The organism is Frigidibacter oleivorans, assembly GCF_003993775.1.
Classification (GTDB): Bacteria; Pseudomonadota; Alphaproteobacteria; order Rhodobacterales; family Rhodobacteraceae; genus Frigidibacter; species Frigidibacter oleivorans.
This window is the reverse complement of record NZ_RJRZ01000007.1, coordinates 89,484-108,032: the sequence shown is the minus strand read 5'-3', so window position 1 is coordinate 108,032 and position 18,549 is coordinate 89,484. Positions and strand designations below refer to the sequence as shown.

Genomic DNA, 18,549 nt, shown 5'->3' with positions numbered 1-18,549 from the left:
TCAGGCAAGCAGGCTCGCCCAACCCGGCAGCGGCCCCGCGGGGCCGAAGCTGACCTCCGTCCGCGCCACGGCTGCGGCGAGCATCGGCCGGAACCGCGCCTGCGGCATCTCGATCCCGCCCAGGCTGGCCAGATGCGGGGTCAGGAACTGGGTGTCCAGGATCAGATAGCCCCGTGCCCGCAGCCGCTGCACCAGCCAGGCCAGCGCCGCCTTCGACGCATCGCTGCGGCGCGAGAACATGCTTTCCGCGAAGAAGGCCGCCCCCAGCGAGATGCCATAGGTGCCGCCCACCAGCGCGCCCTCCTGCCAGACCTCGACCGAATGCGCGTGGCCGGCGCGGTGCAGCGTGTCGTAAAGACGTTCCAGCGCCGGGTTGATCCAGGTTTCCTCGCGGTCCGCACAGGCGGCCACCACCTCGGCAAAGGCGGTGTCGGCGCTGGCCGAGAAGGCATCCCGCCGCAGCCGCCGCCGCAGCGACCGCGACATGTGGAACCCGTCCAGCGGGATCAGCCCCCGCATCCGCGGCTCGACGATGCGAAAGCCCGGATCGTCACGGCTGGCGGCCATGGGGAAGGCGCCCGCGGCGTAGATCTGCAGCAGCAGGTCCGGCGGCACGTCCGTCATGCCGCCGGCGCCCGGATCAGGACGAGAAGGTTTCGCTGAGCCACCGTTCGAGCCAGTGGATCGAATAGTTGCCCTTCAGGATGTCGGGTTCGTCCAGCAGCGCGTGAAACAGCGGCACCGTGGTATCCACGCCATCGACGATCAGCTCGCCAAGCGCCCGCTTCAGCCGGGCCAGCGCCTCGGGGCGGTCGCGGCCATGCACGATCAGCTTGCCGATCAGGCTGTCATAGTAGGGCGGGATCGAATAGCCGGCATAGAGCGCCGAATCCATCCGCACCCCCAGCCCGCCGGGCGCGTGGAACACATTGACGCGGCCGGGGCAGGGCGAAAAGTTCGGCAGCCGTTCGGCGTTGATCCGCACCTCGATCGCGTGGCCGTAGATCTGCAGGTCGTCCTGGCCGAAGGACATGGGCATGCCCGCCGCGACCCGGATCTGTTCGCGCACCAGATCCACGCCGAAGATGGCCTCGGTCACCGGATGTTCCACCTGCAGGCGGGTGTTCATCTCGATGAAGTAGAACTGCCCGTCCTCGTAGAGGAATTCGATGGTGCCGGCGCCGATATAGTTGATCGCGGCCACGGCATCGGCGCAGGTGCGGCCGATCTCGGCCCGCAGTTCGGGGGTGATGGCGGGGCCGGGGGCTTCCTCGAACACCTTCTGGTGGCGGCGCTGCAGCGAGCAGTCGCGTTCACCCAGATGGACCGCGCCGCCCTTGCCGTCGCCGAAGACCTGGATCTCGATATGGCGCGGGCGCTGCAGGTATTTCTCGATATAGACCTCGTCATTGCCGAAGGCGGCCTTCGCCTCGCTGCGGGCGGTGCGGAAGGCCACTTCCAGCCCGTCCGCGTCATGGGCGACCTTCATGCCGCGCCCGCCGCCGCCGGCGGTGGCCTTGATGATGACCGGATAGCCCATCTCGGCCGCGACGCGCTTGGCCTCCTCGACCGTCGGCACCCCGCCATCCGAACCGGGCACGCAGGGCACGCCCAGCCGTTTCATCGTGTCCTTGGCGGTGATCTTGTCGCCCATGATGCGGATATGTTCCGCGGTGGGGCCGATGAAGACGATCCCGTGATCCGCCAGCGCCTGGCTGAAATTGGCGTTTTCGGACAGGAAGCCATAGCCGGGATGCACCGCCTCGGCCCCGGTGATCTCGCAGGCGGCGATGATCGAGGGGATGGACAGGTAGCTTTCCGACGAGGGCGGCGGGCCGATGCATACGCTTTCGTCGGCCATCCGCACATGCATCGCGTCGGAATCGGCGGTGGAATGCACCGCGACCGTCTTGATGCCCATCTCGCGGGCAGCGCGGATCACGCGCAGGGCGATCTCGCCGCGGTTGGCGATCAGGATCTTCTCGAACATGAGGCTGCCCTCACTCGACGATCATCAGGGGCGCGCCGTACTCGACCGGGGTGCCGTCCTCGACCAGGATCCGCTTCACCGTGCCGGCCTTCGGGGCGGGGATGTGGTTCATCGTCTTCATTGCCTCGACGATCAGCAGGGTCTGGCCCTCCTTCACCTGGTCGCCGATGGTCACGAAGGCCTTGGCGCCGGGTTCGGCGGCCAGATAGACCGTGCCCACCATGGGCGAGGTGACGGCACCGGGATGCTTGGCCGGATCCTCGCTCGCCGCCGGGGCGGCGGGGGCGGCGGCCGGGGCCGGTGCGGCGGCGGGCGCGGCATAGGCCGGCGCCGGGGCGGCGATGACGGTCTGCTGCTTGACCACCCTCACTTCCAGGCTGTCGTTCTCGCCGTACTCGCGCATGACCGCCAGTTCGGTGAGTTCGTTCTGGTTCAGAAGCTCGGCCAGAGCCTGGATGAACGCGACGTCGGTATCGTGGGGATGTTTCGTCATGCCGTCCTCAGCAGAAGGGTCACGCGCCCCGTCTGGTGCGGGGTCCGCGGCGTCGTGGGCCTTATACGCCACGCCATCCGTGGTGAAAAGCCGCGACATGCCGCGTCCCGGTCGAACCCGGTCGAAGGCGGGCCCTGCCGCATTTCGCGCCGGCGCCGGGCGATGCTGCCCCTGCGGCAGGCGGACCTTACCCGTCCGCGCGTTCGGCGAGGTCGAGCCAGTCCTCCTCGGCCGCGTTCAGCGCCGCCTGACGGTCTGCCAGCGCCTCGGTCGCCTTGCGGAACTTCACCGGCTCGCGCGAGAACAGCTGCGGATCGGCCAAGAGATCGTTCAGCTTGGCGATTTCCGCCTCCAGCCGCGCGATCTGGCCGGGCAGGGCATCCAGCCGGTGCCTTTCGGTGAAGGAGAGGCCGGATTTCCGTGCCGCCGCCGCGGCGGCGGTCGCGGATTTCGCCGCCGAAGGCGCCGGCGGCACGGGCTGGGACGCGGGGGCCGCGGGCGCGGTCGCGGCCTTCTGTGCCTGATAGTCGCTCCACCCGCCCGCATAGACGGTGGTGCGCCCGTCGCCCTCCATCGCCACGGTGGTGTTGGCCACCCGGTCGATGAAATCGCGGTCATGGCTGACCAGCAGCACCGTGCCGTCATAATCCCCGAGGATGTCTTGCAACAGGTCCAGCGTCTCGACATCCAGATCGTTGGTCGGCTCGTCGAGGATCAGCAGGTTCGAGGGCTTGGCCATGATCCGCGCCAGCAAGAGCCGCGCCCGTTCGCCGCCCGAGAGCGAGCCGATGGGGGCGCGGGCCTGCTGTTCGTCGAAGAGGAAGTCCTTCAGATAGGCCACCACATGCTTGGCGACGCCGCGCACCATCACCTGATCGTTGCGCCCCGACACCGCCATGTCGGGATCGTTCACCATGCCGTCCCACAGCGTCATCGACAGGTCGAGCGTCGCCCGCGCCTGATCGAAGACCGCGATGTCGAGGTTGGTGCCCAGCCGGACCGTACCCGCGTCCGGCGCGATCTCGCCCGTCAGCAGCTTCAGAAGCGTGGTTTTGCCCACCCCGTTCGGCCCGACGAAGGCCACGCGGTCGCCCCGCTGGATGCGCAGGTCGAAATCCCTCACGATGGTCTTGTCGCCGAAGGTCTTGGTCAGCCCCTTCGCCTCGGCCACCAGCTTGCCCGAGGTCTGGCCCGATTCCAGCTCCATCGCGGCAGTGCCCTGCCGGCGGATCTGGCCGGCGCGGTCGGCCTTCATCGCGGCCAGCGCCCGCAACCGGCCCTGATTGCGCTTGCGCCGGGCGCTGATGCCCTCGACCGCCCATTTCGCCTCGGCCTTGATCTTGCGGTCCAGCTTGTGGCGGGCCTCGTCCTCGGCGGTCCAGACCTCCTCGCGCCAGTCCTCGAAATGCTCGAACCCGCGTTCCTGCCGCCGCACCTCGCCCCGGTCGATCCACAGCGTGGCCCGGGTCAGCGCCTTCAGGAAGGCGCGGTCATGGCTGATCAGCACATAGGCGGCGCGGGTGTCGGACAGATGGCGTTCCAGCCAGCCGATCGCCTCGATATCCATGTGGTTGGTGGGCTCGTCCAGCAGCATCAGCTCCGGCTCGCGCGCCAGCAGCCGGGCCAGCGCCGCCCGCCGCCGCTCGCCGCCCGAGGCGGTGGCGCACTCGGCCTCGGGGCGGAACTTCAGCCCTTCCGACAGGGCCGCGATCTTCCACTCGTCGCCGGGCGCCAGCCCTTCGGCGGCGTAATCCCCGAGCGTGGGATAGGCCTCCAGCCGGGGTTCCTGTTCCATATAGCCCACCGTCACGCCGGGCGGGATCACCCGCAGGCCGGCATCCGGTTCCACCAGCCCGGCCATCACCTTCATCAGCGTGGATTTGCCCGAGCCGTTCCGCCCCACCAGCGCCACCCGGTCGCCGGGCTGCACCACGAGGTCGAGCCCGTCGAAGACCGGGTTGCCGCCGAAGGTCAGCGAGATGCCGGAAAGCTGTAGAAGGGGTGCGCGTGCCATGCGCCGGGGCTTAAGCGGGCCGTGGCGCGGCGTCAACGGGCCGCCGCGCGCGGCGGCGACCCGGGAGGGCAGGTGCAGGGCTGCTCAGCGCCCGGGGCCGGCGGTCAGGCCGGCGGCGACCCCCGCCAGTTCCTGACCCAGCCTGCGGTTCTCTTCGGCCAGCGCCGCCTGCAGCGCGAAGGCCTGATCCGGGATCAGCCCCGGATCCTCGTCATGCCCGGCGAACGTGTCCCGCTCGGCCAGGGCGGCCTCGAGGTCCTGCGCCAGACCCGACACGGCGATCAGCCGCATCATCAGGCGCCGCTGCGCGAGGATCTGCGCCTCCAGCCGCAGCAACCGGTCAGGGTCCACCTCCAGCGCCCCGTTTGCCTTTCCGTCCGGACCGCTCACTGCCCGACCTCGCTGCCGGCGGGGGGCTCGCCACCCACATAGGGCGCGCTGCCGGCGCTGGTGCCGGTGGCGCCATCCGTCCCGACGGCCACGCCGGGCTGGCCGCCGCCCGAACTGGCCTCGCCGCCGGCGGTGTCGGTGGCCGGGGCGGGGGTGGCGTCCAGCACCGGGGCATTGTTGTCCGCGTCGACCTGGCTCTCGTCGCTGTCCGGGCCGGGGGCACGGGCGGCCTGCTCGACCCCCCACCAGACGATCATCGCGACGCCGAACAGGACGACGGCGATCATGCCGATCAGGGGCGCGGAATGCCGCCGCTTCTGCTTTTCGATGTTGGTCTGCGGTGCGGACATGTCAGCCTCCGAAAAATCCGTGTCAAAGTCATTGTTTCCATGGTGCGGGCGATTGCGGCCCGAACCTGTTGCGGGCCAACCCGGAACCCCGCCGGGATGTTCCGTGCCGCTGCGCGCCTGCCGCCCATTGTTGCCCCGCCGTCCGCGCGCGGCCTCCTCCGGACCGGCTGTCCGCCGCCGACCGGCAGGCCGCGGGGAACGCAAAGGACCAGCAGGGGGTTACCTCTCCAACACAGGTTCAGCGACGGAGCAGACCGATGCCGGATATGAGCCCGACATCCTATCCGCGTCGTCCGGCGATGACCGGCTCGACGCATCTTGAAGCCATGGCCCTTGCCGACAACCCGCCCCGGCGCGGCGCGCGGCTGGCCGGAGTCCGCCGGGCCATTCCGGTGCCGCAGATCGAGATTGCCGACGATGCCTCGAGCCGCGCCATCGCGATCCTGGGCGGCATCCTGATCGTGGTGCTGGTGATGGCGCTGCTGTTCTAGGCGGCGTCTTCCACGGGCGCGTACCACGCCCCGGACCAACCACGGAAACGAAAGCGGCGCCCGGTCATCCCGGGCGCCGCAGTCATGTGGGGGCAGGGTTCAGTAGCTCGCCGGCGGGTCGCTTGCCGGGAAACTTTCGTCGAGCCGCTCGTCCACCTCGTCCCAGTGCCGGGGCGGGTTGCTCATCTCTTTCCGGCCGGCGGTACGCACCTCCGGCGTGGCCGGGGGGCTGGCGGTGGCGTCGTCCTGCTGCGCGCGGGGGGCGGGCAGCGAGGTGGTGCGGGCGGCGGCGGCCGGGGCGCGGGTGCTGCGCATCGTGGCCAGCAGATAGCCGATCCCGCCAAGGGCCAAGACGGGCAGGGCTCTCGACAACGTGGACATCGGATTTCCTTTCGGTTTGTGGTCTTCCCCATAGTAACAGCCAGCCCGGGCCGGACGTTCCGGGCCTTCACGTTCCGGGCCTTCGTCCGCGCGGTCGATGGCGATCAGCCATCCGCCCCCGTCTCGCTGTCATCGGTGCTGGCGGGCAGCGACCGCGCGCCGGTCTCGTCGATCAGGCGGGCGCTGCGCTGGCCGGTCGCGACCCGCATCGCCCATTGCAGCGATACCAGCGCCCGCTTCTCGAAATTCACCAGCAGCGCCACATGGACGATTGCCCACAGCAGCCAGGCGAGGCGCCCGGTCAGCCGCCGCCGCCCCCAGTCGAAGATCGCCTGGCCGCGACCGATCACCGCGGTGTCGCCGCGGTTGCGATAGCGGAAGGCCTGCAGCGGCGCCCCGGTCTTCAGCTGCCGCGCCAGCCCGCGCCCCAGATGCGCGCCCTGCTGCCGGGCCACCTGCGCCAGCGCCGGCAGCGGGCGGCCATCCGCGCCCATGCACAGCGCGGCATCGCCCAAGAGGTAAATCTCCGGCCGTCCGGGCAGCGACAGGTCGGGGTCCACCGCGACCCGCCCGCCCGGTCCGGGCGTCACCCCCAGCCAATCGGCGACGGGGGCGGCCTTGACCCCCGCGGCCCAGACGATGCACCCCGCCTGGACATGCCGCCCGCCCGCCACGATGTGATCGGGTCCGATCTCGGTCACGCGGGTTCCGGTCCAGATCTCCACCCGGTCGTCATGCAGCGCCTCGGCCGCATGGGTGGCGAGGTCTTCGGGAAAGGCGGCGAGGATGCGGGGGCCGGCCTCCACCAGCAGCACGCGCAGGTCATCGGGGTAGAGCATCGGGAAATCGCGCGCGGTCAGGAAGCGGCCGAGTTCCGCCACCGCCCCCGCCATCTCCACCCCCGTCGGCCCGCCGCCGACGATCACCGTGGTCAGCAGCGCCCGGCGCAGCTCGCCATCCTCGACCTGGGCGGCGCGCTCATAGGCCACGAGCAGCCGCTGCCGGATCAGCCGCGCCTCGTGGACGCTTTTCAGCCCCGGTGCATGGGCGCGCCAGTCGTCATGGCCGAAATAGTCATAGCCCGAGCCGGGGGCGAGCACGAGCCGGTCGAAGATCACCGCGCGGCCGTCGGCCAGCCTCAGCCGGCGCGCATCGGCCTCGACCCCCGTCGCCTCGGCCATGATGACGCGGATGCTGCGGTACCGGGCCAGCGTCCGGCGGATCGGTTCGGAGATATCGGCAGGCGAGATCGCGGCGGTCGCCACCTGATAGAGCAGCGGCTGGAACAGGTTGTGGTTGCGCCGGTCGATCAGCAGCACATCCACCCCCGCGCGGCCGAGCGCCTGCGCACAGGCCAGCCCGGCAAAACCGCCGCCGACGATCACCACCGTAGCCGCCAGATCGGGGGCACGCGCCAGCGGGTCGCGGCGTGGATGTCGGGCTGTGGGGGACACGGATTCTCCCGCCGGATCACGTCGTTCGGCGCCCAAACCCCCGGGCCCCGCCGATGTTCCCGTCCGGTCGGTCCGGCCGGTTCAGGGATCAGCCGGGGGCCTCGCCGCCGGGCGCGGCCAGATCATCGGCTGCGGCCTCCGCCTCGCCCAGCGGACGCGGTGCCGCGCCGCGCAGGCCCAGCGTGGCGGGATCGTCCGGGTTCCAGGCCGGCACCGACAGCAACTGCGTCTGCGTCCAGGGCACGATCGCCGTCGTCCGCCCCTCGCCCGGCAGCAGCAGCAGCGCGGCATAGGGCACGGCGACGCGATGCGCGGCCAGCCCCAGCAGGCCGCCGATATCGACGATCAGATGGCTGATGCGCTGGCCCTCGGCCCCGGTCGTGAAGACGAGGTCGGTCACCGGCCCCAGGGCGCGGCCCGTCGCATCGCGAAGCGTCAGGGCGCGCAGGGCCTGCTCGCTCATTCCCGCGTCGGCGGGCTGGTCCGTCGTCTCCGCGGGCGAGGCCTCGGCCGGGCGGATGACGGACAGGGGCTGCGCCGTGGCGACGCTCAGCCCGGACAAGAGCAGCAGGGCCAGCAGCAGGCCGTGTCGGCCGCGCCCGGGGCGCGCGAGGGGCGGAAGGACGGTCAAGCGGGTCTCCGATCCGGATGGCGGGTGGCGGGGCTGATGGCGGATCTTGGGCGCGTCGCATGTTGATGGTCGGGGGCGTAACGCGCAAACCCGCGGAAGGTTCGCGGCGGCGGCGCGATGCGGCGAAGCCCTGCCGGTGGGCGGCCCGTCGGCCCCGGTCCCGCCGTCAGCGCCGGTTCCAGACGGCGGGCGGATCAAAAAAGAACCGGATGTCGCCCGGGCCCCAACCGGTTGACCCGGGCCGAGAAATCGACGCCCCAAGACATAAGTATGGTCAGAAAGATACTTCGGGACAGATTGACCCCGGTTCCCGCCGCCCCATAGGTCGAAAGGGGATGAGGACGTTTCGGCGCTCCGGATATGCGGCTGCAGGGCCGCGGGGCGTCACCTTGCATGAACTGCGTCCGTGCAGCGAGAGGGCCGGTGATGCTGGCTGTGGTTGTCTGGTCGAATGCGCTGCGGCAGGAAGCCGTGCTGTGGTGCGAGGATCACGGTCCCGTGGCCTATCTGCGCGGCCGTGGGGCGCTGGCGGCTGCGCCGGAGCGGCCGGCGCCGCGCTGGCCCGCAAAGGGCGCGCTGATGGCGGTGGCGACCGAACAGGCGGGCGGGTTGCGGCTGGTGACCCGGGCCGAGCCGGTGGCGGGTCGCTGGGCCGAATACCTGCCCGAACGCCTGCTCGCCACGGCCGCCGCGGCAGAGGTGCAGGCGGCGGCGAACGGCGCCGCCGCGCCGGCGCGGCCGGAGGCCGACCTTCCGCCCGCCGCCGCAGAGACCGTTTCAGAGCCGGAGCGCAAGCCGTGGCGGCCGGAACGCCCGGCCTTCCCGCCCGCGCCCTTTGCCCCCGTGCCCGTCGGTCAGGGGATGATGCGGACGCCCCGGACGCAGCCGGCCGAGGAAGGCGGGGGCAACCTCGCCTCGCTGCAGGCGGCTCTTGCCGCGCGGATGGCGCGGTCGCGCGGCGTCTGACGCGGCGCGGCCCATGACGCCCCGCGCCCCGGTTCAGAACCCGCGCGGCAGCGCCGCGACGCCGGTGCGCGCCACGTCCACCAGACCCAGCGGTCGCATCAGTTCGGCGAAGGCGTCGATCTTCTCGATGGTGCCGGTGATCTCGAACACGAAGCTTTCCAGCGTCGAATCCACCACATTGGCGCGAAAGATCTCGGCCAGCCGCAGTGCCTCGATCCGCTTGTCGCCGGTGCCCCGCACCTTGAACAGCGCCAGTTCGCGTTCGACCGCCGCGCCCTCGACCGTCAGGTCATGCACCTCGTGCACCGGCACCAGCCGGCCCAGCTGTGCCTTGATCTGCTCGATCACCGCGGGCGTGCCCCGCGTCACCACGGTGATCCGCGACCGGTGGCCCTTGTGGTCGATCTCGGCGACGGTGAGGCTGTCGATATTGTAGCCCCGGCCGGAAAACAGCCCGATCACCCGCGCCAGCACCCCGGCCTCGTTGTCGACCAGCACCGCGAGCGTGTGGCTTTCCACCACCTCGGCATGGGGATCGCGCAGGTCATAGGCGGAATGGCTGGTCGAGCCCTTCTTGATGTTCAGTGCGGACATCGGTCCCTCTCTCGCGGGGCGCGATGCCCCATCTTCTCTTCGGAAATATCCTCGGGGTGGGGGCGGGGGGCGCGCAGCCCCCCGCAGCCGTCACACCAGCACCGCGCCGCCGGCCTCGATCGCGCCCGCGACAGCCGCATCCCCCAGCAGCATCTCGTTGTGCGGCTTGCCCGAGGGGATCATCGGGAAGCAGTTCTCGTGCTTTTCCACCAGGCAGTCGAAGATCACCGGCCCGTCATGGTCCAGCATGGCGAGGATCGCCTCGTCCAGATCGGCGGGGTTGTCGCAGCGGATGCCCTTGCAGCCGAAGGCCTCGGCCAGCTTGACGAAATCGGGCAGGCTTTCCGACCAGGAATGGCTGTAGCGCTCGCCATGCAGCAATTGCTGCCACTGGCGGACCATGCCCAGCCGTTCGTTATTGAGAATGAACTGCTTGACCGGCGTGCGGAACTGCACGGCGGTGCCCATCTCCTGCATGTTCATCAGCCACGACGCCTCGCCCGCGACGTTGATCACCAGCGCCTCGGGATGGGCGATCTGCACCCCGATCGAGGCCGGCAGGCCATAGCCCATGGTGCCGAGCCCGCCGGAGGTCATCCAGCGGTTCGGCGCCTCGAAGCCCAGGAACTGCGCCGCCCACATCTGGTGCTGGCCGACCTCGGTGGTGATATAGCGGTCGCGGCCCTTGGTCAGCGCCTCCAGCCGCTGCAACGCATATTGCGGCTTGATCGTCGCCTTCGACGGCGCATAGGCGAGGCAGTTCTTCAGCTTCCACTGCTCGATCTGGCCCCACCATTTCTGCAGCGCCGCGCCGTTCACGCGGCGGCCGCGCGCGGTCCATGCCTCCAGCGCGGCGGCCAGCACCGTCCCGACATCGCCGATGATCGGCAGGTCGACATGGATGACCTTGTTGATCGAGGAGGGGTCGATATCGACATGCACCTTCGTCGAGCGGGGCGAGAAATCGGCGATCCGCCCGGTGATGCGGTCGTCGAAGCGCGCGCCGAGGTTGATCATCAGGTCGCAGCCATGCATGGCGAGGTTGGCCTCGTAGAGCCCGTGCATCCCCAGCATCCCCAGCCAGCCCTTGCCCGAGGCCGGATAGGCACCGAGGCCCATCAGCGTCGAGGTGATGGGGAAGCCGGTGGCATCCACCAGTTCCCGCAGCGCGCGCGAGGCCGCGGGGCCGGAATTGATGACGCCGCCGCCGGTGTAGAAGACCGGGCGCTCCGCCGTCTCGATCAGCTCGACCAGCCGCGCCACCGCCTCGGCCTCGGGTTCGGTGCGCGGGCGGTAATGCGACACGCGCGCCTCGGCGGGGCCGCTGTAGCTGCCGGTGGCGAACTGCACATCCTTCGGAATGTCGATCAGCACCGGGCCGGGCCGGCCCGAGGTGGCGATATGGAAGGCCTGATGCAACGTCTCGGCCAGCCGGTCGGTGTCCTTCACCAGCCAGTTGTGCTTGGTGCAGGGGCGGGTGATGCCGACGGTATCGGCCTCCTGGAACCCGTCGGTGCCGATCATGAAGGTCGGCACCTGTCCCGACAGCACCACCAGCGGGATCGAATCCATCAGCGCATCGGTCAGGCCGGTCACCGCATTGGTGGCGCCGGGACCCGAGGTCACCAGCACCACGCCGGGCTTGCCGGTAGAGCGGGCATAGCCCTCGGCCATGTGCACCGCGCCCTGTTCGTGCCGGACGAGGATGTGGCGGATGTCGTTCTGCTGGAAGATCTCGTCATAGATCGGCAGCACGGCGCCGCCCGGATAACCGAACACCACCTCGACGCCCTGATCCTTGAGCGCCTGAACCACCATCCTCGCGCCGGTCATCTGCCGTTGCATCGCCGTCTCCTGCCAAATCCGCAACAAAAAGCCCCCGACTGGGCGGGGGCGCATGGGGAACCGTCATGGTCCTGCCGTTACCGGCCCATGCGCCACTCCCCTACAAGGACTACGATCCGCGCCATCGCTGCGGTTCCCTTCATGTCTCGTGCGCCCTTCAATAGGTAGGGCGCCGGGGGCCGTCAAGCGCGAAGTCATGCGGAAAGTGTCGCGGCGGGGCAGTCTGACGTTTTTTTGTTGCGCCGGGGTGGTGCGCGCCGGGCCATCGGCCGGCGCACGCGGGCACCGGTCAGACGGCGGCGATGGTCACCACATAGGTGCCATAGGCCGCCAGCAGCGCCGCGCCCGCCATCCGCCCCAGCCGGCCGAGCGCCCAGGACAGCGCGACCAGGCCCGCCGAAACCGCCAGGGCCAGCGGCACGTCCAGCCGGAAGAACCGCGGATCGACCGGGATCGGCGCGATCAGCGCGGTGATCCCGAGGATGCCGAGGATGTTGAAGACGTTCGATCCCACGACATTGCCCACCGCGATGTCGGCCTGCCGGCGGAAGGCGGCGACGACCGTCGTCGCCAGTTCCGGCAGCGAGGTGCCCACCGCGACGATGGTCAGGCCGATCACCGCCTCGGACACGCCGAAATCGCGGGCGATGATCGTGGCGCTGTCCACCAGGAACCGCGCGCCCAGCACCAGCAGGGCAAGGCCCGCCAGCGTGATCAGCCCCGCGCGCCACAGCGGCGGCGGGGGCAGCACGTCGCCCGCGTCGACCCCGGCTTCGGCCGGGGCGTCCTTGCCGCTGCGCAGCGCCAGCGTGAGGAAGACCAGAAGCCCCGCCACCAGCGCCAGCCCCTCGATCCGCGACAGGAGGCCCCCGAAGATCGCCAGCCACAGCGCCACCGTCGCGGCCAGCATCACCGCATGGTCGCGACGCAGGTCGGCAAAGCCCATGCGCACCGGCGAGATCAGCGCGGCGACGCCGAGGATCAGCAGGATGTTGGCGATGTTCGACCCCACGACATTGCCCATCGCGATGCCGGGATTGCCCCCGGCCGCCGCCGAGACGGAGACCAGCAGTTCGGGCATCGAGGTGCCGAAGCCCACGACGGTCAGGCCGATGACGAGCGGGGACAGGCGGAAGGTCCGGGCGATGCCGACGGCGCCGCGCACCAGAAGCTCGCCCCCCAGGAACAGGCCCAGAAGGCCGAGCAGCAGCAGGAAATAGGTCACATGTCCCCCTAGCGGATGGTTTCATCCGACTTGGGGCGGGGGCGGGCCGGATCAAGGTGGTTTCGGCGCGACATTTCCGCCTGTTGCGGGCGCGACATACCGCGTCCGCGGCCGCCGGGGCGGGGCGTCAGCCCTTGACCGGCCGGGTGTCGGGCAGGGCGATCCGCGCCACCTGTTCGGCGATGGGATCGACGGACAGGGGATGCGTCTCGCCGGTATGGCTGGCCGGGTCGCCGATGGGCTGCCAGCTGCCGCCCTTGTAGATCTCCAGCGCGGCGAAATTGGCCTTGTAGCCCATCTTGCGGCTGCCGGGCACCCAATAGCCCAGATAGACGTAAGGCAGCCCCACCTGCCGGGCCAGCGCCACATGGTCGAGTATGATGTAGGTGCCCAGGCTGTCGGCGATCCGGTCCGGGTCGTAAAAGCTGTAGACCATGCTCAGCCCGTCATCCAGCACGTCGGTCAGGCAGACGGCGGCCAGCGGGCGCTTGCGGCTGCCGTCGGGCGGGGCGGCGGAATATTCGATGACCCGCGTCTTGACCGGCGTCTCCTCGATCATCGCGGCGAATTCGAAGATGTCCATGTCGGCCATGCCGCCATCGGCATGGCGGCTGTCCAGATAGCGGCGGAACAGCGCATACTGGTCCTCGGTCGCCCAGGGGCTGGTCGCCTCGCGGCGCAGGTCGTCATTGCGCTTCATCGTGCGGCGCTGCGTGCGCGAGGGCTGGAAATCCGCGACCCGGATCCGCGCCGACAGGCAGGCGGTACAATCGGCGCAGGAGGGCCGGTACAGCACGTTCTGCGACCGCCGGAAGCCCTGCTTCGACAGCGCGTCGTTCAGCCGCCCGGCGGTGTCGCCCTGCAGCGCGGTGAACAGCTTCCGTTCGGCCCGCCCGTCCAGATAGGGACAGGGCTGCGGGGCCGTCACATAGAACTGGGGCGCGATCGGCAGCGTGTGACGCATGGAAAGGCGGCGGTCCCGTGATAACCCGAACGATCAGTGCTGGCGGGGAAGAGGTTGGCTGTGGGCAACGTTAGCAACCCGCCCGTGCGCCGCCAAGCGCGAATCGAGCCGGAACGGAAACCGGCGGCGATGCGGATTGCCGCACCGCCGCCCGCCCGTCGCATCCCTCCGCGCCCGTCAGGCGGGGCGGTTGATCGCCGTCGTCCCCAGCACCAGGTCGTGCAGGCCCTGGCCGCGCGGCTGCGTCAGCATCAGCCCGGCCGAGAGGATCTGCGGGATCACGGTCGTCGCGATCAGCACGAAGCCCAGCGTGTGCAGGAAGGCCATGCCGCTGTCGAACCGGCGGCCGTTGCGATCGCGGAACTCGATCCCCATCAGCCGCATGCCCCAGGTGGCCGATCCGCCGGCGATGGTCGACCAGCGATAGACGAAGCCGATGGTCACGAACAGCAGCGGCAGGAAGAACAGCCCCACGAAGGCGGTCAGCGGCACGGCGATCAGCGTCAGCAGCGTCACCAGCACCGTGTCGGCCAGCCAGGCGAGGGCGCGTTTCGTCGGCACGCCGGCATAAAAGGCGCCCTGCCGGTCGGGATCCGGCAGACCCCACAGGAAATCGCGCGCCGGACCGGTGTCACGATCCGGGTCGATGCTGAAGGCGGGGCGGTCGGCATACATGGCGCTTCTCCGAAGGGATGCGGAATTGTCTGGCGATATGGGCGGGGCGGCCCCCCTGTGCAAGCCGGTGCAAGCCGGCGCGGCACGGAAGGGCGGGGCGGGCAGCCCTGGGGCCGCCCGCCGCGAGACGGTCAGAGGGTTTCGCCGCTGACGGGTTTCGGCGGGGCGGGTTCGCTCGGTCCGCCTTCGGCGGCGGCGCGGTTGCGCTCTTCCATGTAGGCGTCGAACTCGGCCTTGTCCTTGCTTTCGCGCAGGCGGCGCAGGAAGCCCTCGAACTCGTCCTGCTCGCGTTCCAGGCGCGAAATGGTGTCGGCCTTGTAGGCGTCGAAGGCGGTGTTGCCCGAGGACCGGAAGCGGGTCGGCGAGAAGCGGTGGCCGCGCTCGGCGCGGTCGGCACGGCGGGACGAACAGCTGAACATGCGTTTGCTCCAGATCATGTAGGCGAGAAGGGCGAGGCCGAGCGGCCAGACGAAGACGAACAGCAGCACCATCAGCGCGATCCAGGCGCCGCGGCCGCGGTCGTCGAGCCAGGTTTCCGCACGGCCGAGCCAGTTCTGGCGGGGCAGGGTGGCGGTCGGGGTCATGTCTCTCCTCCGGGTCAAATGTCCATGTGAACTCTCTTCACATCTAGGCATATGGCCGCGGACCCGAGTCGATCAAGGGGGATGTGAAAGAAATTCACATCGCGCGGATCGCCGCTCAGCCCGTGAAGGCGGCCGGCGTCGCCCCACAGATTTGCACCAGCCGGTTCGGGTCGATGGCGAAGATGTGCCGCGGCGTGCCCGCCGCCGCCCAGACCGTGTCGAATTCCAGCAGCCGCGGGTCGATGAAGCAGCGGGGCGGGGTCAGGTGACCGATCGGTGCCACCCCGCCGATGGCGAAGCCCGTCTCGCGCCGCACGAGATCGGCATCCGCGCGGCCCAGCGGTTGCCCGGCCGCGGCGCTGGCGCGGTCCGGGTCCACCCGGTTGCCGCCGGCGGTCAGGAACAGCACCACATGGCCCGTGGTCTCGCCCCGGAAGATGATCGACTTCACGATCTGGTCCAGCGCGCAGCCCGCGGCGGCGGCCGCCCGTTCGGCGGTGCGCGTCTCGGCCTCTGCCTCGACGATGCGCGCGGGCAGGCCCGCCGCGGCCAGCGCCGCCTCGACCCGTTTCAGGCTCTTGCTCATTCCCGTCCCTCTCCTGTCGCGGCGCATCCTTTCCCGGCGCGGGGCGAAGGGCAAGCGGGTGCGGGCAGGCAGTTCGGGCCACGTTGACGCCGGCAGCGCGCCGGCTAGTCTCGCCGGGGCCATGACCGATCCCGACGCCCACCGCCCTTTCGCCGTCCGCCTGACGCGCTGCCCGATCCCGCATGACCCGGACCGGGGGGCCGATGCCGTGGCGCGGCTGCCCGGCCTGCCGCCGGAACTGCGGGACCTGCTGGCGGGCACGGCCGGCTGCAGCCCCTACCTCGCCGGTCTGATCGCGCGCGAGGCGGAGTGGCTGGCCCCGGTGCTGGCGGAGGCGCCCGAGGCGGCGCTGGCGGCGACGCTGGCCGCAACCGAAACCGCCCCCGACCTGCCCGGCGCGCTGCGTCAGGCCAAGCGGCGCGTGGCGCTGCTGGCGGCGCTGGCGGATCTGGGCGGCGTCTGGCGGCTGGAGCAGGTGACGGGCGCGCTGACCGCGCTGGCCGACCGGGCGGTGGACCTGTCGCTGCAACGGCTGGTGGCCGAGGAGATCCGGCGCAACCGCCTGCCGGGCGCCGCGCCCGAGGATGCGAAGACCGCCGGCGGGATGGTGGTGCTGGCCATGGGCAAGATGGGGGCGGGGGAGCTGAACTATTCCTCCGACATCGACCTGATCTGCCTCTTCGACGACGACCGCTATGACCAGGCCGATTATCACGAGGCCCGCGCCGTTTTCATCCGCGTCACCCGCAAGATGGCGGCCTGGATCGGCGACGTCACCGCCGAGGGCTATGTCTTCCGCACCGACCTGCGGCTGCGCCCCGACGCCAGCGTCACCCCGGTCTGCATCGGGATGGAGGCGGCCTATCAGTATTACGAGGCGCAGGGCCGGACCTGGGAACGCGCCGCCTATATCAAGGCGCGGCCCTGCGGCGGCGATATCGCGGCGGGCGAGCGGTTTCTGCAGCGGCTGACGCCCTTCGTCTGGCGGCGGCATCTGGACTATGCCGCGATCCAGGACGCCCATGACATGCGGCTGAAGATCCGCGACCACAAGGGGCTGCACGGGCCGGTGGTGCTGGACGGCCATGACATGAAGCTGGGCGTGGGCGGCATCCGCGAAATCGAGTTCTTCACCCAGACCCGGCAGCTGATCGCGGGCGGGCGCGACCCCGAGTTGCGCGACCGCACGACGGTGGGCGGCCTCGCGGCGCTGGCGGCGAAGGGCTGGGTGCCGCCGGCGGTGACCGGAGAACTGACCGCGCTCTACCGCCAGCACCGCGAGGTGGAACACCGCCTGCAGATGGCCGCCGATGCCCAGACCCATGCGCTGCCCTCCTCGTCCGAAGGCTTCGACCGGCTGGCGCGGATGATGGGCGAGCCGGATACCGCCCGGCTGCGGGCCGGGCTGAAGGCGCGGCTGAACCGGGTGGCGGAACTGACCGAGGGCTTCTTCGCCCCCGGCGCGACCGAGGCACGGCCGGACCTGTCGCCGCGGGCCGAGGACATCGTCGAGGGCTGGGGCGCCTATCCCGCCCTGCGATCGCAGCGCGCGCGCGAGATCTTCCGCCGGATCGAGCCGGACCTGCTGCGCCGGATGCAGGACCGGGCCGCGAATTTCGACGAGGCGCTGGCCCAATTCGACGGCTTCCTGCGCGGCCTGCCCGCGGGGGTGCAGCTCTTCTCGCTGTTCGACGCCAATCCGCAGCTGGTGGACCTGATCGTGGACATCTGCGCCACCGCCCCGGCGCTGGCCCGGCACCTGTCGCGCCATGCGAGCGTGCTCGACGCGGTGATCGGCGGCGATTTCTTCGCCGCCTGGCCGGGGGTGGCGGCGCTGAAACAGACGCTGGCGGCCGATCTGGCGCGGTTCGCGGATTACGAGGGTCGGCTCGACGCGGCGCGCCGATGGGCGAAGGAATGGCATTTCCGCATCGGCGTCCACCATCTGCGCGGCGTGGCCGACGCGGCCGAGGCGGCGCGGATGTATGCCGATCTGGCCGAGGCCTGCGTCGCGGTGCTGTGGGACCCCTGCGCCGCCGAATTCGCCCGCAAGCACGGGCCGATGCCGGGACGGGGGGCGGTGGTGCTGGCCATGGGCAGCCTCGGCGCCGAGCGGCTGAACGCGGCCTCGGACCTCGACCTGATCGTGATCTATGACGAGGCGGGGGCCGAGGCGTCGGAGGGGCCGCGCCCGCTGGCCCCGCGCGCCTACTACGCCCGGCTGACGCAGGCGCTGGTCACCGCGCTGTCGGCGCCCACCGCCGAGGGGCGGCTCTACGAGGTGGACATGCGGCTGCGCCCCTCGGGGCGGCAGGGGCCTGTGGCGACGGCGCTGCAGGCCTTCCGCAGCTATCAGATGTCCGAGGCCTGGACCTGGGAACATCTGGCGCTGACCCGGGCCCGCGCCATCGCCGGCGATCCCGCGCTGGCGGCCGAGGTGGAAACGCTGCGCCGTGCGGTGCTGGCGGAAAAGGCCCAGGGCGCCAAGGTGCGGGCCGATGTGGCCGACATGCGCCGCCGCATCTTTGCCGCCAAGGCCACCGATGGCCGGTGGGAGGCGAAGATCGGCCCCGGACGGCTGCAGGATATCGAGCTGCTGGCGCAGTCCTGCGCGCTGCGCGCCGCCGATCCCGCGCGGCGGGTCGAGGCGCAGCTGCGCGCCGGGCTGAAGGCGGGGCTGCTGGACCGCGAGTCCGAGGCGGCGCTGCAGCAGGCCTACCGCTTTCTATGGCGGCTGCAGGCGGGCGGGCGGCTGCTGACCGACCGGCCGCTCGACATGGACCAGATCGGCGAGGGCGGCCGCGCCTTCCTGCTGCGCGAGACGGGCGCCGGGGATCTGGAGGACCTGCGCGAGCGGCTGGCGGCCCTGACCGGCGCCGCGGCAGAGGTCATCGAGCGGGTGCTGTCGGGGTGACG

Annotated in this window: 19 protein-coding genes; 3 read left to right on the top strand and 16 right to left on the bottom strand. The window is 70.8% G+C overall.

Translation table 11 applies throughout. From position 1 onward, the window contains the following. The 6 genes from aat to EEY80_RS10935 all read right to left on the bottom strand — a co-directional run bounded on the left by aat (position 1) and on the right by EEY80_RS10935 (position 5,237). Positions 1–624 carry a leucyl/phenylalanyl-tRNA--protein transferase gene (aat, locus tag EEY80_RS10960; RefSeq protein WP_126976605.1) on the bottom strand — a complete coding sequence of 208 codons (624 nt, stop codon included), beginning with the start codon at positions 622–624 and terminating at the stop codon, positions 1–3. 16 nt (positions 625–640) lie between these two features. Continuing rightward, positions 641–1,990, bottom strand: a complete 1,350-nt coding sequence (accC, locus tag EEY80_RS10955; RefSeq protein WP_126976604.1) for an acetyl-CoA carboxylase biotin carboxylase subunit — start codon at positions 1,988–1,990, stop codon at positions 641–643. Positions 1,991–2,000: 10 nt separating this feature from the next. Next, positions 2,001–2,483 carry an acetyl-CoA carboxylase biotin carboxyl carrier protein gene (gene accB / locus EEY80_RS10950; protein WP_126976603.1) on the bottom strand — a complete coding sequence of 161 codons (483 nt, stop codon included), beginning with the start codon at positions 2,481–2,483 and terminating at the stop codon, positions 2,001–2,003. 187 nt (positions 2,484–2,670) lie between these two features. After that, a complete protein-coding gene (locus EEY80_RS10945) occupies positions 2,671–4,497 on the bottom strand; it encodes an ABC-F family ATP-binding cassette domain-containing protein (RefSeq protein ID WP_126976602.1) in 1,827 nt (608 codons plus the stop codon). 84 nt (positions 4,498–4,581) lie between these two features. Beyond that, on the bottom strand, positions 4,582–4,887 hold the full coding sequence (locus EEY80_RS10940; protein WP_126976601.1) for a hypothetical protein: 306 nt from the start codon (positions 4,885–4,887) through the stop codon (positions 4,582–4,584). Further along, complete coding sequence (locus EEY80_RS10935) at positions 4,884–5,237, bottom strand: hypothetical protein (RefSeq protein WP_126976600.1); 354 nt, start codon at positions 5,235–5,237, stop codon at positions 4,884–4,886. Before EEY80_RS10935 ends, EEY80_RS10940 begins: the two co-directional genes overlap by 4 nt. Positions 5,238–5,494: 257 nt before the next feature. On the opposite strand from EEY80_RS10935, the gene EEY80_RS10930 reads away from it, so the two are divergent. Continuing rightward, positions 5,495–5,728, top strand: a complete 234-nt coding sequence (locus EEY80_RS10930) for a hypothetical protein (RefSeq protein ID WP_126976599.1) — start codon at positions 5,495–5,497, stop codon at positions 5,726–5,728. A gap of 99 nt (positions 5,729–5,827) precedes the next feature. Here EEY80_RS10930 and EEY80_RS10925 read toward each other — a convergent pair whose 3' ends face one another. From EEY80_RS10925 to EEY80_RS10915, 3 genes are all read right to left on the bottom strand, one after another. Continuing rightward, on the bottom strand, positions 5,828–6,109 hold the full coding sequence (locus tag EEY80_RS10925; RefSeq protein ID WP_126976598.1) for a hypothetical protein: 282 nt from the start codon (positions 6,107–6,109) through the stop codon (positions 5,828–5,830). A 104-nt stretch (positions 6,110–6,213) separates the two neighbouring features. Further along, on the bottom strand, positions 6,214–7,563 hold the full coding sequence (locus tag EEY80_RS10920) for an NAD(P)/FAD-dependent oxidoreductase (protein ID WP_205749092.1): 1,350 nt from the start codon (positions 7,561–7,563) through the stop codon (positions 6,214–6,216). An 88-nt stretch (positions 7,564–7,651) separates the two neighbouring features. Continuing rightward, positions 7,652–8,194: a PRC-barrel domain-containing protein gene (locus EEY80_RS10915; RefSeq protein ID WP_126976597.1), complete on the bottom strand. Its 543-nt coding sequence runs from the start codon at positions 8,192–8,194 to the stop codon at positions 7,652–7,654. 426 nt (positions 8,195–8,620) lie between these two features. Between EEY80_RS10915 and EEY80_RS10910 the strand changes: the two genes are divergently transcribed. After that, positions 8,621–9,160 (top strand): hypothetical protein, encoded by a 540-nt coding sequence (locus tag EEY80_RS10910; protein ID WP_126976596.1) that lies wholly within the window; start codon positions 8,621–8,623, stop codon positions 9,158–9,160. A 33-nt stretch (positions 9,161–9,193) separates the two neighbouring features. On the opposite strand, the gene ilvN is transcribed toward EEY80_RS10910, so the two are convergent. From ilvN to EEY80_RS10875, 7 genes are all read right to left on the bottom strand, one after another. Next, on the bottom strand, positions 9,194–9,754 hold the full coding sequence (gene ilvN / locus EEY80_RS10905) for an acetolactate synthase small subunit (protein WP_126976595.1): 561 nt from the start codon (positions 9,752–9,754) through the stop codon (positions 9,194–9,196). Positions 9,755–9,844: 90 nt separating this feature from the next. Beyond that, entirely contained in the window at positions 9,845–11,599 is a 1,755-nt protein-coding gene (locus EEY80_RS10900; RefSeq protein ID WP_126976594.1) for an acetolactate synthase 3 large subunit, read from the bottom strand. A 289-nt stretch (positions 11,600–11,888) separates the two neighbouring features. After that, the gene (locus EEY80_RS10895; protein ID WP_126976593.1) at positions 11,889–12,824 is read right to left on the bottom strand and encodes a calcium/sodium antiporter; all 936 of its coding nucleotides are present in this window, start codon (positions 12,822–12,824) and stop codon (positions 11,889–11,891) included. 127 nt (positions 12,825–12,951) lie between these two features. After that, positions 12,952–13,788, bottom strand: a complete 837-nt coding sequence (locus tag EEY80_RS10890) for an arginyltransferase (RefSeq protein WP_126976592.1) — start codon at positions 13,786–13,788, stop codon at positions 12,952–12,954. Positions 13,789–13,965: 177 nt separating this feature from the next. After that, the gene (locus EEY80_RS10885; RefSeq protein ID WP_205749091.1) at positions 13,966–14,463 is read right to left on the bottom strand and encodes an RDD family protein; all 498 of its coding nucleotides are present in this window, start codon (positions 14,461–14,463) and stop codon (positions 13,966–13,968) included. Positions 14,464–14,594: 131 nt separating this feature from the next. Beyond that, positions 14,595–15,047: a DUF2852 domain-containing protein gene (locus EEY80_RS10880; RefSeq protein WP_126976591.1), complete on the bottom strand. Its 453-nt coding sequence runs from the start codon at positions 15,045–15,047 to the stop codon at positions 14,595–14,597. Positions 15,048–15,162: 115 nt separating this feature from the next. Then, positions 15,163–15,633, bottom strand: a complete 471-nt coding sequence (locus tag EEY80_RS10875) for a YbaK/EbsC family protein (protein WP_126976590.1) — start codon at positions 15,631–15,633, stop codon at positions 15,163–15,165. 121 nt (positions 15,634–15,754) lie between these two features. Between EEY80_RS10875 and EEY80_RS10870 the strand changes: the two genes are divergently transcribed. After that, positions 15,755–18,547, top strand: a complete 2,793-nt coding sequence (locus tag EEY80_RS10870; RefSeq protein WP_126976589.1) for a [protein-PII] uridylyltransferase family protein — start codon at positions 15,755–15,757, stop codon at positions 18,545–18,547. The last annotated feature ends 2 nt before the right edge of the window (positions 18,548–18,549 follow it).

Excerpts from the sequence above, each read along its gene's own strand:
- aat (WP_126976605.1), bottom strand. The coding sequence starts at position 624 with ATGACGGACGTGCCGCCGGACCTGCTGCTGCAGATCTACGCCGCGGGC.
- accC (WP_126976604.1), bottom strand. The coding sequence starts at position 1,990 with ATGTTCGAGAAGATCCTGATCGCCAACCGCGGCGAGATCGCCCTGCGC.
- accB (WP_126976603.1), bottom strand. The coding sequence starts at position 2,483 with ATGACGAAACATCCCCACGATACCGACGTCGCGTTCATCCAGGCTCTG.
- EEY80_RS10945 (WP_126976602.1), bottom strand. The coding sequence starts at position 4,497 with ATGGCACGCGCACCCCTTCTACAGCTTTCCGGCATCTCGCTGACCTTC.
- EEY80_RS10935 (WP_126976600.1), bottom strand. The coding sequence starts at position 5,237 with ATGTCCGCACCGCAGACCAACATCGAAAAGCAGAAGCGGCGGCATTCC.
- EEY80_RS10930 (WP_126976599.1), top strand. The coding sequence starts at position 5,495 with ATGCCGGATATGAGCCCGACATCCTATCCGCGTCGTCCGGCGATGACC.
- EEY80_RS10925 (WP_126976598.1), bottom strand. The coding sequence starts at position 6,109 with ATGTCCACGTTGTCGAGAGCCCTGCCCGTCTTGGCCCTTGGCGGGATC.
- EEY80_RS10910 (WP_126976596.1), top strand. The coding sequence starts at position 8,621 with ATGCTGGCTGTGGTTGTCTGGTCGAATGCGCTGCGGCAGGAAGCCGTG.
- ilvN (WP_126976595.1), bottom strand. The coding sequence starts at position 9,754 with ATGTCCGCACTGAACATCAAGAAGGGCTCGACCAGCCATTCCGCCTAT.
- EEY80_RS10900 (WP_126976594.1), bottom strand. The coding sequence starts at position 11,599 with ATGCAACGGCAGATGACCGGCGCGAGGATGGTGGTTCAGGCGCTCAAG.
- EEY80_RS10890 (WP_126976592.1), bottom strand. The coding sequence starts at position 13,788 with ATGCGTCACACGCTGCCGATCGCGCCCCAGTTCTATGTGACGGCCCCG.
- EEY80_RS10885 (WP_205749091.1), bottom strand. The coding sequence starts at position 14,463 with ATGTATGCCGACCGCCCCGCCTTCAGCATCGACCCGGATCGTGACACC.
- EEY80_RS10880 (WP_126976591.1), bottom strand. The coding sequence starts at position 15,047 with ATGACCCCGACCGCCACCCTGCCCCGCCAGAACTGGCTCGGCCGTGCG.
- EEY80_RS10875 (WP_126976590.1), bottom strand. The coding sequence starts at position 15,633 with ATGAGCAAGAGCCTGAAACGGGTCGAGGCGGCGCTGGCCGCGGCGGGC.
- EEY80_RS10870 (WP_126976589.1), top strand. The coding sequence starts at position 15,755 with ATGACCGATCCCGACGCCCACCGCCCTTTCGCCGTCCGCCTGACGCGC.